Annotated in this window: 15 protein-coding genes; 8 read left to right on the top strand and 7 right to left on the bottom strand. The window is 61.7% G+C overall.

Features of this window, described 5'->3' with window-relative positions; all coding sequences use genetic code 11:
• Positions 1–5: 5 nt before the first annotated feature.
• The 5 genes from BMY45_RS20455 to BMY45_RS20435 form a co-directional block, all read right to left on the bottom strand.
• Positions 6–1,226, bottom strand: a complete 1,221-nt coding sequence (locus BMY45_RS20455; protein ID WP_092400733.1) for an electron transfer flavoprotein subunit alpha — start codon at positions 1,224–1,226, stop codon at positions 6–8.
• Positions 1,226–3,190 carry a dimethylglycine demethylation protein DgcB gene (gene dgcB / locus BMY45_RS20450; RefSeq protein WP_092400730.1) on the bottom strand — a complete coding sequence of 655 codons (1,965 nt, stop codon included), beginning with the start codon at positions 3,188–3,190 and terminating at the stop codon, positions 1,226–1,228. The genes BMY45_RS20455 and dgcB overlap by 1 nt, the downstream gene beginning before the upstream one ends.
• 160 nt (positions 3,191–3,350) lie before the next feature.
• On the bottom strand, positions 3,351–5,411 hold the full coding sequence (dgcA, locus tag BMY45_RS20445) for a dimethylglycine demethylation protein DgcA (RefSeq protein ID WP_092400727.1): 2,061 nt from the start codon (positions 5,409–5,411) through the stop codon (positions 3,351–3,353).
• Positions 5,412–5,426: 15 nt separating this feature from the next.
• Complete coding sequence (locus BMY45_RS20440) at positions 5,427–5,957, bottom strand: DUF5943 domain-containing protein (RefSeq protein WP_065760209.1); 531 nt, start codon at positions 5,955–5,957, stop codon at positions 5,427–5,429.
• Between the two features lie 78 nt (positions 5,958–6,035).
• On the bottom strand, positions 6,036–7,013 hold the full coding sequence (locus tag BMY45_RS20435) for a dipeptidase (RefSeq protein WP_047230381.1): 978 nt from the start codon (positions 7,011–7,013) through the stop codon (positions 6,036–6,038).
• Between the two features lie 235 nt (positions 7,014–7,248).
• Here BMY45_RS20435 and BMY45_RS20430 point away from each other — a divergent pair, with 235 nt between their 5' ends.
• Entirely contained in the window at positions 7,249–7,650 is a 402-nt protein-coding gene (locus BMY45_RS20430; RefSeq protein ID WP_092400724.1) for a lysozyme inhibitor LprI family protein, read from the top strand.
• 45 nt (positions 7,651–7,695) lie between these two features.
• Positions 7,696–8,112, top strand: coding sequence for a DUF3010 family protein (locus BMY45_RS20425; protein WP_092400722.1), 417 nt, complete (start codon positions 7,696–7,698; stop codon positions 8,110–8,112).
• 175 nt (positions 8,113–8,287) lie between these two features.
• On the opposite strand, the gene BMY45_RS20420 is transcribed toward BMY45_RS20425, so the two are convergent.
• A complete protein-coding gene (locus BMY45_RS20420) occupies positions 8,288–9,463 on the bottom strand; it encodes an AAA family ATPase (protein WP_092400719.1) in 1,176 nt (391 codons plus the stop codon).
• A gap of 68 nt (positions 9,464–9,531) precedes the next feature.
• Entirely contained in the window at positions 9,532–10,491 is a 960-nt protein-coding gene (locus tag BMY45_RS20415; protein WP_092400716.1) for a GlxA family transcriptional regulator, read from the bottom strand.
• A gap of 168 nt (positions 10,492–10,659) precedes the next feature.
• Between BMY45_RS20415 and choX the strand changes: the two genes are divergently transcribed.
• The 6 genes from choX to BMY45_RS20385 all read left to right on the top strand — a co-directional run bounded on the left by choX (position 10,660) and on the right by BMY45_RS20385 (position 16,225).
• Complete coding sequence (gene choX, locus BMY45_RS20410; protein ID WP_092400713.1) at positions 10,660–11,604, top strand: choline ABC transporter substrate-binding protein; 945 nt, start codon at positions 10,660–10,662, stop codon at positions 11,602–11,604.
• Between the two features lie 72 nt (positions 11,605–11,676).
• Positions 11,677–12,564, top strand: a complete 888-nt coding sequence (locus tag BMY45_RS20405) for a 3-dehydrocarnitine:acetyl-CoA trimethylamine transferase CdhC (RefSeq protein ID WP_092400710.1) — start codon at positions 11,677–11,679, stop codon at positions 12,562–12,564.
• A gap of 179 nt (positions 12,565–12,743) precedes the next feature.
• Positions 12,744–13,709 (top strand): L-carnitine dehydrogenase, encoded by a 966-nt coding sequence (locus BMY45_RS20400; protein ID WP_092400707.1) that lies wholly within the window; start codon positions 12,744–12,746, stop codon positions 13,707–13,709.
• Positions 13,710–13,920: 211 nt separating this feature from the next.
• A complete protein-coding gene (locus tag BMY45_RS20395) occupies positions 13,921–14,397 on the top strand; it encodes a thioesterase family protein (RefSeq protein WP_076383395.1) in 477 nt (158 codons plus the stop codon).
• 21 nt (positions 14,398–14,418) lie between these two features.
• Positions 14,419–15,582: a gamma-butyrobetaine dioxygenase gene (locus BMY45_RS20390; protein ID WP_092400704.1), complete on the top strand. Its 1,164-nt coding sequence runs from the start codon at positions 14,419–14,421 to the stop codon at positions 15,580–15,582.
• Between the two features lie 379 nt (positions 15,583–15,961).
• A complete protein-coding gene (locus tag BMY45_RS20385) occupies positions 15,962–16,225 on the top strand; it encodes a hypothetical protein (protein ID WP_092400701.1) in 264 nt (87 codons plus the stop codon).
• The last annotated feature ends 154 nt before the right edge of the window (positions 16,226–16,379 follow it).

Below are 16,379 nucleotides of genomic sequence, written 5' to 3'. Positions count from 1 at the left end.
TTAGCTTAAGCCGCATCGCGCTTGGCTTCGTTGCGGTACGCCTCTACCGCCGCGATCAAGGCCTGGAGAATCGCCGCGCTGTCGCCAATCACCGACAGGTCTGCCCGTTTGATCATGTCGCAACCGGGGTCGAGGTTGATCGCCACCACCTTGTCACAGGCACCGATGCCCTGCAGATGCTGGATCGCCCCGGAAATCCCCACCGCGACGTAGACCCGCGCTGTAACCCAGGTGCCGGACGCGCCAACCTGGCGATCCCGCGCCATGAAGCCATCGTCCACCGCTACCCGCGAGGCACCTTCGGTGGCGCCCAGGGCCGCAGCAGTCTGATGGAAAAGCGTCCAGTCCTTGACCCCGTTGCCACCGGAGAAAATGAATTCGGCCTCGGCCATCGGGATCGCGCCCGGGTCCACCGCCACCGCGCCCAGATCTTCGATGCGCGACAAGCTGCGCGCCACGCCTGTGGGTAACTCCACCGGCAGGGCTTCGTGACGGGTTTCACTGACCGGCTCGGCGCATTCAGCCGCCGCCAGGATCAACCGTGCCAACGGCCGCGCCAGGTCTTGCAGGCCGGCACCGGCGCGGCCGATGCACTCCTCACCCTTGACCTGCCAGACCCGCGTGGCCGGGCGCTCGCCCAAAGCTGCGGCAAACCGCCGGCCCATTTCGCCGCCACCGGTGCGGCTGTCAGGCAGCAACCAATGGCGTGGATTGAATTGGTTATCCACAGCTCGAAGGCCCTGGACTCGCTGTTCCGGTGCATAACCGCTGAATTCTTCACCTTCGAGCACCAGCAAGCGATCGACGCCCGCCGTCGCAAAGGCGTTCTCCTTGTGCTCACCGAATACCACCGCCAGCACCGCACCGTCCGTACCCGCAAGCTGATGGGCCAGGCCCAGCAAGTCGCGATCGTGACTGCTGAGGCGACCGCCGACCATGTCCGGCACCACGCTGATGTAGAACGCCGGTTGCGGCACCTGATGCAGCGGCAGTTGCACTTCAACAGCTGCGCTGCGCTTGCTCGCGCCGCCCTGCTGGGCGCCGCTGCGGTCGATACGTTTGATACCGTTAGGGCCGATGAAACCCACGCCGTGGACATTCTTGCGGATGATGCCGTTGGGGCCCATCCAGCTGTGCTGGACCGGTTGCATGGCCGCGTGCAGCGGGTGCAGGCGGTTACGGGCGATCCACTCGGCGCGAGGGTCGCGGCGGATGATGTCGCTCATTAGTGCACCTCCGCAGGTTCACGTTTGGCCGGAGCCGCTGGTTTATTCGCAACCGCGTCTTCGAGCAGAGCGTCGGCCACCAGTTCAGCGATGTCCTTGATCATCGGGCGCGGCTCGACCACGCCCTCAAGCATCGCGGTGCACTGTGGACAACCCACTGCCACCAGTTCGGCACCGGTTTCGCGGATATCTTCCATGCGCATGTCGGGGATACGCTGCTTGCCCGGAATGTCAGTGATCGGCGCGCCGCCGCCACCGCCGCAGCAACGGGAACGGAAACCGGAACGCTGCATTTCCTTGATCTTGATGCCCAGCGCACGCAACACCTGGCGTGGCGCCTCGTATTCGCCGTTGTAACGGCCCAGGTAGCACGGGTCGTGATACGTCACGCTGTCGCCCTTGTGCTGGCCGAGGTTCAGGGCACCGGCCTCGATGACTTCTGCCAGGTAGGTGCTGTGGTGCTGCACCAGATAGTTACCATCGAATGCGCCGTATTCGTTTTTCAGCACGTGGAAGCTGTGAGGGTCGCAGGTGACGATCCGGTTGAAGCTGTATTTGCCCAGGGTCTGAATGTTGCGCTTGGCCAATAGCTGGAAAGTCGCTTCATCGCCCAGGCGCCGGGCCACATCGCCGCTGTCGCGCTCTTCGAGGCCGAGCACGGCAAAGTCGATGTTCGCCGCCTTGAGGACTTTGACGAAGGCGCGCAAGGTGCGCTGGTTACGCATGTCGAAGGCACCGTCACCGACCCAGAACAGCACGTCGGTGGATTTCACCTCGCTGAGCAGGTTCAGGTTCAGGTCCGCCGCCCAGTTCATCCGCCCGCCCGGGGCGAAGCCGCCAGGGTTGTCGGTGGCAATGAGATTTTCCAATACTTCAGCGCCCTTGTTCGGCGTGGCGCCTTTTTCCAGGGTCAGGTGACGACGCATGTCGACGATGGCATCGACGTGCTCGATCATCATCGGGCATTCCTCGACGCACGCCCGGCAAGTGGTGCAGGACCACAGCGTCTCGGCGTCTACCAGGCCGTTGACGATCGGCTGGTGTGGATTGCCGCTGTGTTCGCCCACCGGTTTACCCCTGCCGTCAAGGGATGGGTAGGGGCTGCCGGCGAATTTCGCATCGGTGCCGCCGGCCAGGCCGACGACCATGTCCTGGATGAGTTTTTTCGGGTTCAGCGGCTGGCCGGCGGCAAAGGCCGGGCACGCGGCTTCGCACTTGCCGCACTGCACGCAGGCGTCGAAACCGAGCAGCTGGTTCCAGGTGAAATCCTTGGGTTTCTCAACGCCCAGCGGTGCCGCGGGGTCGTTCAGGTCCAAAGGTTTGAGACCGGTGGAGCGGCCGCCCCCGAAGCGTTCGGCGCGGCGGTGCCAGGCCAGGTGCAGGGCCCCGGCAAAGGCATGTTTCATCGGCCCGCCCCAGGTCATGCCGAAGAACATTTCCGACACACCCCAAAGCACGCCCAGGCCCAACAGCGCCACCAACACCCAGCCTCCGAAGTCCGCCGGCAAGATTCCAGCGACGGGCAAGGTCACCAGGAAAAAACTGATGGAAAACGCAAACAGGCTCTTGGGCAAGCGCATCCACGGGCCCTTGGACAGCCGTGACGGCGGATTGCGACGACGCAAGGCAATGAAGATCGCGCCGCTGAACATCAGCAGCGTGGCGAACAGCAAGGCATAGCCCAGGATGCGGTTCTGCAGGCCGAAACCATGCACCAGGATCGCCAGCAGTGCCGCCAGCACAAAACCGCCCGCCGTGGCGACGTGGGTGTTGGCGATGTATTTGTCCCGCGCCACCACATGGTGCAAATCCACCATGTAGCGCTTGGGCATGGCGAAAAGACCACCGATCAGGTCGACCTTGGACGGTCGCCCCCGGCGCCACATGTTCACCCGCCGCAAAGCGCCAAGGACCGCAAGGCCCAAAGCGGCGAACAGCAGGATGGGAAGAAGGGTGTTCAGCATGGTGAAGCTCCCAAAGACCTCAGGTCTTGCAGGTCGAGATGCCTTACTCGGTTCCTGTGGGAGCGGGCTTGCTCGCGATTCAGGCGCCGCGGTGCCTCAGGCAGACCGCGTTATCGTTCATCGCGAGCAGGCTCGCTCCCACAGGGTTATGTGCAAGCCGTTAGAAATCCTTGCACAACCGCAGGGCGTCGTAGATGGCGGCGTGGGTATTACGCTGGGCCACGCAGTCGCCGATGCGGAACAGCAGGTAACCATCGCCGCTCTGTTCCAGGCACGGTTGGGGCTTGATCGCGAACAAGGCTTCGACGTCGATCTGGCCCTTGTTGCGCGAACCTTCCTTGAGCGCGTAATAGATTTCTTCGTCCGGTCGCACGCCGTTTTCCACCACCACCTGATCCACCACGCGCTCTTCCTTGGCCCCGGTGTATTCGTTCTCCAGCACCGCCACCAGCTTGTCGCCTTCGCGGTAGACCTTCTCCAGCATCATGTCCCCGGTCATGATCACTTCCTTGGGGTACATGCTGCGGTAGTAGGTCGGGAACGAAGTCCCGCCAATGGCCACGCCCGGCTTGATGTCGTCAGTGACGATTTCGACCTGGCTGCCCTTGTCGGCGAGGAAGTCGGCCACCGACATGCCGGTGAATTCACAAATGGTGTCGTAGACCAGCACGTTCTTGCCCGGTGCAACCTTGCCATCGAGCACGTCCCAGCTGCTGACCACCAACCCTTCGGCGGCCCCCCAGTGCTCGTTCTGCTCGATGAACGGATGCCCACCGACGGCCAGCACCACCACATCCGGACGCAGGTCCATGATGGTCGCCGCGTCCGCCGCCACGCCCAGGCGCAGGTCGACTTTCAACCGCGCCAGTTCCAGCTGGAACCAGCGGGTGATACCGGCGATCTGGTCGCGCTGCGGGGCTTTGGAGGCCGTGGTGATCTGCCCGCCGATGAATTCTTTCTTCTCGAACAGGGTCACGTCGTGGCCACGTTCGGCCGCCACACGGGCCGCTTCCATACCCGCCGGGCCGGCACCGACCACCACCACTTTGCGTTTTGGCCCGGTGGACTTCTCGATGATGTGCGGCACGCCCATGTATTCACGGGAAGTCGCGGCGTTCTGGATGCACAGCACGTCCAGACCCTGGTACTGCCGGTCGATACAATAGTTGGCGCCCACGCACTGCTTGATCTGGTCGATCTGGCCCATCTTTATCTTGGCGATCAGGTGCGGGTCGGCGATGTGCGCGCGGGTCATGCCGACCATGTCGACGTAGCCGCCCTCCAGAATCCGCGTGGCCTGGTTCGGGTCCTTGATGTTCTGCGCGTGCAGCACCGGGACCTTGACCACTTCCTTGATACCGGCGGCCAGGTGCAGGAACGGCTCCGGTGGATAACTCATGTTCGGGATAACGTTGGCCAGGGTGTTGTGGGTGTCGCAACCCGAGCCCACCACGCCGATGAAATCCAGCATGCCGGTGTCGTCGTAGTACTTGGCGATCTGCTTCATGTCCTCGTGGGACAAGCCGTCCGGGTGGAACTCGTCACCACACAGGCGCATGCCCACGCAGAAGTCGTCGCCCACTTCGGCGCGCACGGCTTTGAGCACTTCCAGGCCGAACTTCATCCGCCCCTCGAAGGTGCCGCCCCATTCGTCGGTGCGCTTGTTGACCCGTGGGCTCCAGAACTGGTCGATCATGTGCTGGTGCACGGCGGACAGCTCAACGCCGTCCAGGCCACCGGCCTTGGCACGCCGTGCCGCCTGGGCGTAGTTGCCGATCACCCGCCAGATTTCTTCCGGCTCGATGGTTTTGCAGGTGGCACGGTGCACCGGCTCGCGCACGCCGGACGGCGACATCAGGGTCGGCCAGTTGAAACCGTCCCAGCGCGAGCGACGACCCATGTGGGTAATCTGGATCATGATCTTGGCGCCATGCTTGTGCATGGCGTCGGCCAGGTTCTGGAAGTGCGGGATGATGCGATCGGTGGACAGGTTCACCGAACTCCACCATTCCTGCGGGCTGTCGATGGCAACCACCGAGGAGCCACCGCAAATCGCCAGGCCGATACCGCCCTTGGCCTTCTCTTCGTAATACTTCACGTAGCGGTCGGTGGTCATGCCGCCGTCGGTGGCGTAGACCTCGGCGTGCGCGGTGCTGAGTACACGGTTGCGGATGGTCAGTTTGCCGATCTGGATCGGCTGGAACATTGCTTCAAAAGCCATGGCGCAATCCTCGACTTACAACGGCTTGACGATGAACAGGCCGTCGTCGTGGCCTTCTTCGGAACCGCCGTAGACCTGCTCGGCCACAGTGCGGATCGAACTGCCACGGGCGGCGAGAATCTGGTCCATGGCGCCGGCGAACCAGCCGGTGAACATGTAGTCGACCTTGCGCCCGACCTTGCCGTACACATAGACGAACGCGGAGTGTTCCAGCTTGACGCTGGCGGTGCCTTTTTCCAGGTCGATGTCCTGGATCTTGAACAGGCCCCAACCGCGCTGGGACAGACGCTTCATGTAGTGCTCGAACACCGCGACGCCTTCCAGGCCATGGCATTCGGCTTCTTTTTCACACCAGTGCCAGGCGGATTTGTAGCCGGCCTTGTAGAGAATCTCGGCGTAGGCATCGGCGCCCAGCACTTCTTCGATGCCCATGTGGTTATTGACGAAAAAGTGACGCGGCACGTAGAGCATCGGCAGGGCATCAGAGGTCCAGACACCGGTTTCACTGTCGACTTCGATAGGCAATTGAGGGGCGATTTTGGCCATGGAAACTTAACTCCGAAAATGCGTGGTATGCCTGCGACGCAAAAGGCCGCAGGTAAAGGATTCAGTGATGCGGCGGCGTTATTCGCCCCAGACGTCTTTCAGGACGTTGACCCAGTTCTCGCCCATGATCTTGCGCACCACCCGCTCCGGATGGCCGCGCTTGAGCAGCGTCTCGGTGAGGTTCGGGAACTCGCCCACGGTGCGGATGCCCAGGGGATTGATGATCTTGCCGAAGCTGGTCAAACGACGGGCATAACCCTTGTCGTGGGTCAGCATTTCGAAGAAGTCCTGGCCATGGCCCTGGGTGAAGTCGGTGCCGATGCCGATGGCGTCTTCGCCGACGATGTTCATGGTGTATTCGATGGCCTCGGCGTAGTCATCGATGGTCGAATCGATGCCCTTGGCCAGGAACGGCGCGAACATGGTCACGCCGACGAAACCGCCGTGGTCGGCGATGAACTTCAGTTCTTCATCGGACTTGTTGCGCGGGTGTTCCTTGAGGCCCGAGGGCAGGCAGTGGGAGTAGCAGACCGGTTTCTTCGATTCGAGGATGACCTCTTCGGAGGTCTTGGAGCCGACGTGGGACAGGTCGCACATGATCCCGACCCGGTTCATCTCCGCGACGATTTCACGACCGAAGCCCGACAGGCCGCCGTCACGCTCGTAGCAGCCAGTGCCCACCAGGTTCTGGGTGTTGTAGCACATCTGCACCACGCCAACGCCGAGCTGCTTGAAGATCTCGACGTAGCCCAGTTGGTCTTCGAAAGCGTGGGCGTTCTGGAAGCCAAAGATGATGCCGGTCTTGCCCTGAGCCTTGGCGCGCTGGATATCAGCGGTGGTTTTCACCGGGATCACCAGGTCGCTGTTTTCGCGGATCAGTTTCTGGCTGGCGACAATATTGTTGATGGTGGCCTGAAAACCTTCCCACACCGACACCGTGCAGTTGGCGGCAGTCAGGCCGCCCTTGCGCATGTCTTCGAACAGGTCACGGTTCCACTTGGCAATGATCAGCCCGTCGATAACGATGCTGTCGGCGTGCAATTCGGCTGGGCTCATCAGGCAGTCCCCTTTTGTCAGCGATTCATGCGCCGAATCGTGTGCCGGCGCTTTGGGGCCAGCATATGCCTCGGTGCATTGGCGACCGGGTGCAAAAACGACAGGGGAATTGCCGAAAGCGTCAATCCACGACAAAGGGCTATGAGCGGGCCACCCTGCCCGTCTGTTCTTTACCCGACGCTTGCGCCAGAATCCGCCGCATCACTGGTTTTCACTGGACTCGAGCGGCAACGCAATGAAATCAATCATCCTGGCTTTGGCCCTGAGCAGCACCGTCGCCCACGCGACCGAAGACACCGAACACAACCCCTGCGATGCCGTGGAAAACGACGTCCAGACCCTGGCCTGCTCGGCCTACGGCAAAACCGCCGCCGAACAACTGCTTGCCGACAACCTGCAGAGCCTCAACGAACGCCTGCAAACCCTCTACGCCGACAACAAGGCCCAGCTCGACGACATCACCCGCAAAATCAGGACAGCCCAGCAACTCTGGCAAAAACAACGCGATGCCGACTGTGCCATCGCCGCCTTCCCGGCCAAACCCGGCAGCGAAGCCTACAAAATCGCCGAAAACGACTGCATGGCCCAGGTGAGTGATGACCGGTCGGAGTTTTTGGAGTCGATTGGGCAGGAGTAACGTGGAGCTGTAAGCTGCACGTCACCACCGAGCAAAGAGATTCACATGAAAATCTGCGGCATCGAAATCAAAGGCAGCGAAGCGATCATCGCCGTTGCCTCGTTGGATCAGCAGGCGTTGACTCACATCACGCTGAACACCAAGAAAATCGCCCTGGACGACGATGACGAAGCCGCCAACGTCAAGGCCTTCGCCGCTCAGGTGCGGGCGTTCGTGGTGGATAACGGTATCGAGCACATCGCCATCAAGAAGCGCAGCAAGAAAGGCGAGTTCGCCGGCGGACCGACCACGTTCAAGATCGAGGGGGTTTTCCAGTTGCTCGAGGGCTGCGAGGTGACGCTGCTGTCACCGCAGACCATCAATGCGCAGAGCAAGAAACACGACTTCGCCTTACCCGCCACGCTGAACAAATATCAGCATGAAGCGTACAAAGCGGCATGTTCGGCGTTGGTGAAAAAATAAATGCGTCCCCCCCTGTGGAATGCGTCCCCCCGTGGCGAGGGAGCTTGCTCCCGCTGGGCCGCGAAGCGGCCCTGAACCTCGCACCCTGCTGTGTCATGTTGATTGAATGGATGACATTGGGCTGCTTCGCAGTCAGCGGGAGCAAGCTCCCTCGCCACGGGATGTATTTCCGGGTTCAATGCTGCTTTCGATACCCCTTCAACCAATCCGCAAACGCTTTATCCTCCAGCGCATAACCACCACGATTGGACTTCCACACCAGTTCCTTGTCACGCAGGGCATCGATGCAGGATTGGATGGTTTGAGTGCCGGGCACGATTTCGCTTCCCATACTGCTAAGCACCTTGCCCACAGCTTCCAACGTTGAATCGGTGAAGGGCGCAAAGGGCTCGTTGTTTTGCAAGCGCTCGGCCATGACCTGCAACACTGCCCGTTGTGGCACCGTCAGGGCATTCCAGGCGCTTTCAAATTCGGTCCAGACGCCGGCGCGCAGCATTTCGGCGCTGCTGCGCAGCAATTCGCCCAAATGACTCGCCTCCCCCAGTTCCAGGGCAATTTCGCCGATGACGCTGCGCAACATTTCAGGGCGGCGCCCCACCAGCTCAAATGCCTGGTCGAGGTCATCAGCATTGAACTGGTTGGTTTGGGCCAGATGAGCGTTCAAATGGGCGGCATAGGCTTTGGTGAACTCTTTGCCCAGCAGTGGGAATGGCGTGATGCTGGAACCATAGAAGGGTTGATTGCGGCTGAGTACCAGGTGAGCGAGTTTGTCGCGATTGGAGCCGATGAACACCAGGCGCAGGCCGCTGGTGGCGTCTTCACGCCCCTGGTTGAGCTGATCGCGGGCGGCCTTGAGGCCGAACATCGCATTGACCCCGGCCTCGGTGGTCAACGCATGCTGGGCTTCGTCGATCACCAGCATCACGGTTTTATCGGCAGCGCTGTGCAATAACTCCAGCGCCTGGGTCAGCGTCGCACCTTCAGGCAGTTGCGGCAGGCTGAAATCCCAGGACAACGTGCGCAAGAAGCTGAGTTTGTCGATGCCCATGGACTTGGCCAGCTTGCGAATGCCCTTTTCATAAGGCACCAGCGCTGCGGCAATAGCCGAGGCAATCAGGTCGGCAGGGTCTTTCTCCTTGTTGGCCCACAGGTCGACGTAAACAGCGAGCCAGCCACGCGCCTCGCATTCGGGAATCAAGTCTTCGCGCAGGAAGGTACTTTTTCCAGTACGTCTCGGAGCGGCCAGGAACAGGCCTGAGGTGTAATCCTGGATCCCGGCGCCGACCAGCCCATCGACAATATTGCGGGCCAGATCTGGGCGCCGAAAGACAAAACCGGGGTGCTTGGACATGGTTTTATACTCAATTATGGCGACAGGTATAATTTATAGTCGCGAGTATAATTGAGTATAAAAGCCTGTCAAACCACCTCCCGCCCATCCCCTTGGCGCCGCCGGTCTTCCCGCGGGCACCGTTCAAACCTCGCTCGATAACTGCGAGTGAAATACGACGGTGACTCGAAACCGCAGGCGATACTCACTTCCAGCACACTCATGTCGGTCTGGCGTAACAGTTGCCGGGCCTTTTCCAGGCGCAGGCGTAGATAGAAGTTGCTGGGAGTGTCGTTCAGGTGCAGGCGGAACAGGCGTTCGAGCTGGCGGCGGGTGACGTTGATGGATTCGGCCAGGGCCAGGGTGCTCAGAGGCGGTTCACTGTGGGTTTCCATCTCACCGATGACGTGCACCAGTTTCTTGTTGCGCACGCCATAGCGGCTGGCAATTTCCATGCGCTGGTGGTCTTTGCGCGGACGGATGCGGCCGAGTACGAATTGTTCGCTGACCTCAATCGCCAGTTGCGGGCCATGGGCCTGGCCGATCAGGTCCAGCATCAGGTCGATGGACGCGGTACCGCCAGCGCAGGTGATGCGCCGGCGGTCAATTTCGAACAGTTCCTGGGTCACACTCAGCTGTGGATAAGATTCCTTGAACGCCTCGATCGCTTCCCAGTGCAGGGTTACGCGATGCCCCTCCAGCAGCCCCGCCTCGGCCAGGACCACGCTGCCGGTGTCGATACCACCCAGGGTTACGCCCTCGCTGTCCAGCCGATGCAGCCAGCGCTCTAACGCTGGGGTCACGAACTTGAGCGGTTCGAACCCCGCCACCACCCAGAGGGTCGCGCCTTTCTTCAATGGCTCCAACGCGGCATCGGCGTTGACCGACATGCCATTGCTTGCCAGCACCGCCCCGCCATCGGCGCTCAACACATGCCAGCGGTACAACTCACCGCGAAAACGGTTGGCGACCCGCAATGGTTCGATGGCCGAAATGAAACCGATGGCCGAAAAACCCGGCATCAACAAGAAGTAGAAATCCTGGGACATGTAGCGCACTCGGTTGGCGGGTAGCGTGCGGTCCTTGATACGCCACAGGTCGCCGCAGTGCAAGAGCGAGTCGCCGCTGTGCGTTTTGCCGGCGGGCTGGCTGCGTAACTTGGCATCACCGGCGCGCAGATGCCGGAACCCATAACAAAGACTGCCGAGGAACCCGACATGAAACGACTGATCAGCTCCTGCGTTCTTGCACTCAGCACTACCACCTTCCTGAGTTCCGCTGCGATGGCGGCCGATCCCGCCGCGTGCCAGAACGTGCGCCTGGGTGTGGTCAACTGGACCGATGTCATCGCCACCAGCGCCATGACCCAAGTGTTGCTCGACGGCCTCGGCTACAAGACCAAACAGACCAGCGCCTCCCAGCAAATCATTTTCGCTGGCATCCGCGACCAGCGCCTGGACATGTTCCTGGGCTATTGGAACCCACTGATGACCCAGACCATCACCCCGTTCGTCGAGGCCAAACAGGTCAAGGTCCTGGAGCAACCCAGCCTCAAGGACGCCCGCGCCACCCTGGCCGTGCCGACTTATCTGGCCGACAAGGGCCTGAAGACTTTCGCTGACATCGCCAAATTCGAGAAAGAACTGGGCGGCAAAATCTACGGTATCGAGCCTGGCTCCGGCGCCAATACCCAGATCAAGGCGATGATCAGCAAGAACCAGTTCGGCCTGGGCAAGTTCCAGTTGGTGGAGTCCAGCGAGGCCGGCATGCTCGCGGCGGTGGACCGCGCCGTGCGGCGCAAGGAAGCCGTGGTGTTCTTCGGCTGGGCGCCGCACCCGATGAACGTCAACGTGCAAATGACCTACCTCACCGGCAGCGAAGACGCCCTCGGCCCGAACGAAGGCATGGCCACCGTCTGGACCGTCACCGCGCCGGACTACGCGCAAAAATGCCCGAACGTCAGCCGCCTGCTGAGCAACCTGACGTTCACCGCCGAAGACGAGAGCCGGATGATGCAGCCACTGCTGGATCACAAGGACCCGCTCGAATCGGCCAAGCAATGGCTCAAGGATAATCCGCAAGACAAGCAACGCTGGCTCGAAGGCGTCACCACCTTCGATGGCAAGCCTGCCGCCGACAACCTGAAACTGACCAGCAACTGAACCAACGCCATCCATCTGCGCAGCGCCAATCGGCTGCGCAGTGACTCATCACGCCTGTAAGGAACCTGCACCATGAACCACGACGTCATCATCACCTGCGCACTCACCGGTGCTGGCGACACGACCGCCAAAAGCCCACACGTGCCGGTCACCCCGAAACAGATCGCCGCAGCCGCCGTCGAGGCCGCCAAAGCCGGCGCCACGGTGGTTCACTGCCACGTTCGCGATCCGCAGACCGGCAAGTTCAGCCGTGACGTGGCGCTGTACCGCGAAGTGATGGAGCGCATCCGAGAGGCGGACGTGGATATCATCGTCAACCTCACCGCCGGCATGGGCGGCGATCTGGAGATCGGCAGTGGCGAAAATCCCATGGAGTTCGGCCCCAATACCGACCTGGTGGGCCCGCTGACCCGCCTGGCCCACGTCGAGGAGTTGCTGCCGGAAATCTGCACTCTGGATTGCGGCACCCTGAACTTCGGAGATGGCGACACCATTTACGTTTCCACCCCGGCGCAACTGCGGGCCGGGGCCAAGCGCATCACCGAACTGGGGGTCAAGGCCGAGCTGGAGATCTTCGACACCGGCCACCTGTGGTTCGCCAAGCAGATGATCAAGGAAGGCCTGTTGGACAACCCGCTGTTCCAGCTTTGCCTAGGCATCCCGTGGGGGGCGCCGGCCGACACCACCACCATGAAAGCCATGGTCGACAACTTGCCGGCGGACGCCGTGTGGGCCGGCTTCGGCATCGGCCGCATGCAAATGCCGATGGCGGCCCAGGCCGTGCTGCTGGGGGGCAACGTGCGGGTGGGCCTGGAAGACAACCTGTGGCTGGACAAAGGCGTGCTTGCCACCAACGGCCAACTGGTGGAGCGCGCCAGCGAAATCCTCAGCCGCCTCGGCGCCCGCGTGCTCACCCCGGCTGAGGGGCGCAAGAAGATGGGTCTGACTCAGCGCGGCTAAACCGAACCTGCACTTGGATCTGTTGTGAATGCAGATTCATGTACGCCACAGAACCATTGTGGGAGCGGGCTTGCTCGCGAAGACGGCATTCCTTTCGAAGGAAATCCATCGGATGTACCGGCCTCTTCGCGAGCAAGCCCGCTCCCACAGGGATTACCTAACTGTTGAGAAAAATCACCATGAGTTTCATCACCGACATCAAGACCTTCGCCGCCCTGGGCAGTGGTGTAATCGGCAGCGGCTGGGTCAGTCGCGCCCTGGCCCATGGCCTGGACGTTGTGGCCTGGGACCCGGCGCCAGGTGCCGAGGCAGCGCTGCGCAAACGCGTGGCCAACGCTTGGGGCGCACTGGAGAAACAAGGCCTGGCACCCGGCGCCTCCCAGGATCGGCTGCGCTTTGTGGCAACCATCGAAGAGTGCGTGCGCGACGCCGATTTCATCCAGGAAAGTGCCCCCGAGCGCCTGGAGTTGAAGCTCGAGCTGCACGGCCAGATCAGCGCCGCCGCCAAGCCTAATGCGCTGATTGGTTCCAGCACATCGGGACTGCTGCCGAGCGAGTTCTATGCAGGCTCCACCCACCCGGAACGCTGCGTGGTCGGACACCCGTTCAACCCGGTCTACCTGTTGCCGCTGGTGGAAGTCGTCGGCGGCAAAGACACCGCACCCGAAGCGGTACAGGCCGCAATGCAAGTGTACGAATCCCTCGGTATGCGCCCCTTGCACGTGCGCAAGGAAGTCCCCGGATTCATCGCCGACCGGCTGCTCGAAGCGCTCTGGCGCGAGGCGCTGCACCTGGTCAACGACGGCGTGGCCACCACGGGAGAGATCGACGATGCCATCCGGTTTGGCGCCGGCTTGCGCTGGTCGTTCATGGGCACGTTCCTGACGTACACACTGGCCGGTGGCGATGCCGGAATGCGCCACTTCATGGCTCAATTCGGTCCCGCTTTGCAGTTGCCGTGGACCTACCTACCGGCACCGGAGCTGACCGACAAGCTGATCGACGATGTGGTGGACGGAACGAGCGCGCAACTGGGCAGCCACAGCATTTCTGCCCTGGAGCGCTATCGTGATGATTGCCTGCTGGCGGTGCTGGAGGCGGTGAAGACCACCAAGGCCAGGCATGGCATGACCTTCACCGAATAACCCCTACCCTTGTGGCGAGGGAGCTTGCTCCCGCTGGACTGCGCGTAGGAGCTGCCGAAGGCTGCGATCTTTTGATCTTTCGCTCAGGGCTCAATTGTCTGGGAGAAGATCGCAGCCTCGTTGCACTCGACAGCTCCTACACCGCAACCCAGCGGGAGCAAGTTCCCTCGCCACAACGGTGTACACCCGCGACTATTTGTGGAGTTCCACCATGCCCACCCTCACCACCTACCAAACCCGCATCCTCCCCGAATGGGTCGATTACAACGGCCATCTGCGCGATGCCTTTTACCTGTTGATCTTCAGCTACGCGACCGACGCATTGATGGATCATCTGGGGATGGACAGCCAGAACCGCGAAGCCAGCGGCCACTCGCTGTTCACCCTCGAACTGCACTTGAACTACCTGCACGAAGTGAAGCTCGACGCCCAGGTCGAGGTGCGCACACAGATCATCGGCCACGACGCCAAACGCCTGCATCTCTACCACAGCCTGCACCTGGTCGGCGGCGATAAGGAACTGGCCGGCAACGAGCAGATGCTGCTGCACGTCGACTTGGCCGGCCCGCGCTCGGCGCCCTTCACCGAACAGACCCTGGGCAAGCTCAAAGCCCTGCTCACGGAACAATCCGACCTGTCGCCGCCGGCCTACATCGGTCGGGTCATCGCATTGCCACCGGCCCGATAAAACCCCGAACAGGAGATCGCCATGAACACCGCCGCCGCTTTTGCCGACTTCCGTCGTTACCCCCTGATCTGTGCATTGACCGCAGTGACACCCTTGACCGACCGGGTACAGGTTACCTGGGCCGACGGTCGGATCAGTCCCTTCCATCATCAGTGGCTGCGGGACAACTGCCCCTGCCCGCAATGCGTCTACACCGTGACCCGCGAGCAGGTGTTGGAAATCGTCGATGTACCTGAAGATCTGGCGCCCGGCGCGACCCGTTTGGACAGTGATGGCTGCCTGTGCGTGGATTGGCAGGACGGCCACCAGAGCCGCTTCGACCCGGGCTGGCTGCGCGCCCATGCCTACGATGACCAGTCCAGGGCTGAACGCCTGGCGAGCAAACCCAAGCGCCAGCTCTGGCAGCACGACCTGCAACTGCCGGTGTTTGATTACGAGGCGCTGATGGACGACGCCGACACGTTGCTGCAATGGCTGCTGGCGGTGCGCGACATCGGCCTGACCCAGGTGCGCGGCGTACCCACCGAACCCGGCTCGCTGAAACTGATCGCCCAGCAGATTTCGTTCATCCGCCAGAGCAACTTCGGCGTGCTGTTCAACGTGCAATCCAAGGCCGATGCCGACAGTAACGCCTACACCGCTTTCAACCTGCCGCTGCACAGCGACCTGCCCACCCGGGAGCTGCAACCAGGATTGCAGTTTCTGCATTGCCTGGTGAATGACGCCGACGGCGGCGAGAGCATCTTTGTCGACGGTTTTGCCATCGCCGAGGCGCTGCGCCAGGAAGACCCCGAGGCCTTTGCCGCGCTGTGTGAAATCCCGGTGGAGTTTCGCAACAAGGACCGCCACAGCGATTACCGCTGCCTGGCGCCCATCATCGCGCTGGATGCCCTGGGACAGGTCTCGGAAATCCGCATGGCGAACTTCCTGCGCGGGCCGTTCGACACCTCGGTCGAACAGATGCCCAGGTTGTATCGCGCCTACCGCCGCTTCATCGCCCTGACCCGCGAGCCGCAATTTCGCTTGATGCAAAGGCTTGAACCCGGTCAGTTGTGGTGTTTCGACAACCGCCGCACCCTGCACGCCCGCAATGCCTTCGACCCGACCACTGGAGCCCGGCATTTCCAGGGATGCTATGTGGATCGCGATGAGTTGTTGTCGCGGATTCTGGTGTTGCAACGGTAGACCGCGTCATCGTTCATCGCGAGCAGGCTCGCTCCCACAGGGGTTCTGTGTCGTGCACAAGACCTGTGGGAGCGAGCCTGCTCGCGATAGCGGCCTGCCAAACACCCCATCACCCTCTGATTCACCCAGGCAAAAAAATCCCCGATCAAGCCGTGACTGGATCGGGGCAGTTGCGTTACTGGAGGAGCTGTTGCGCGAGGGTGACCAAACCGTCGTGATTCAGCTTGGGGCCAGTGTGCCCAGTCCAAGCCTGGGCAAGTTAGCCGAAAACGACGCCCCCATAGTCATTCATGACATCGCGACCATTTGCCCTTGCCGCCGCTTCGACCGGCTACCAGAATCGAGTCACGACCCCAATCCCTGAACAAGGAAAAGCGTCATGATGCACGCCGATTTGATCGACCAGGAAGACCTGCTGGGCCTGCTCAAGACCCTGGGCCTCCAGATACCCAGCGGTTCCACCGCCGAACAGGCTTGCGAGTGTGCGGTGCGCGGGCTGGACACGGCCCGCGCCAATGAGTTGCGCATGATGGTCAGGAATATGTACACCAGCAGCGCCACCATCCTGCCCGCCGTGCGCCGGGCGATTGATCTGCAGCTGCTGCCGGCTTTGGCCGAGTATCAGAAAAACCAGAACGTCTGATCCTGTGGCGAGGGAGCTTGCTCCCGCTGGACTGCGCGTAGGAGCTGCCGAAGGCTGCGATCTTTTGATCTTTCGCTCAGGACTCAATTGTCTGGGAAAAGATCGCAGCCTCGTTGCACTCGACAGCTCCTACACCGCAACCCAGCGGGAGCAA

It is taken from the genome of Pseudomonas sp. NFACC39-1 (assembly GCF_900110355.1).
Classification (GTDB): domain Bacteria; phylum Pseudomonadota; class Gammaproteobacteria; order Pseudomonadales; family Pseudomonadaceae; genus Aquipseudomonas; species Aquipseudomonas tehranensis.
This window is presented reverse-complemented; position numbering and strand designations above follow the sequence as displayed.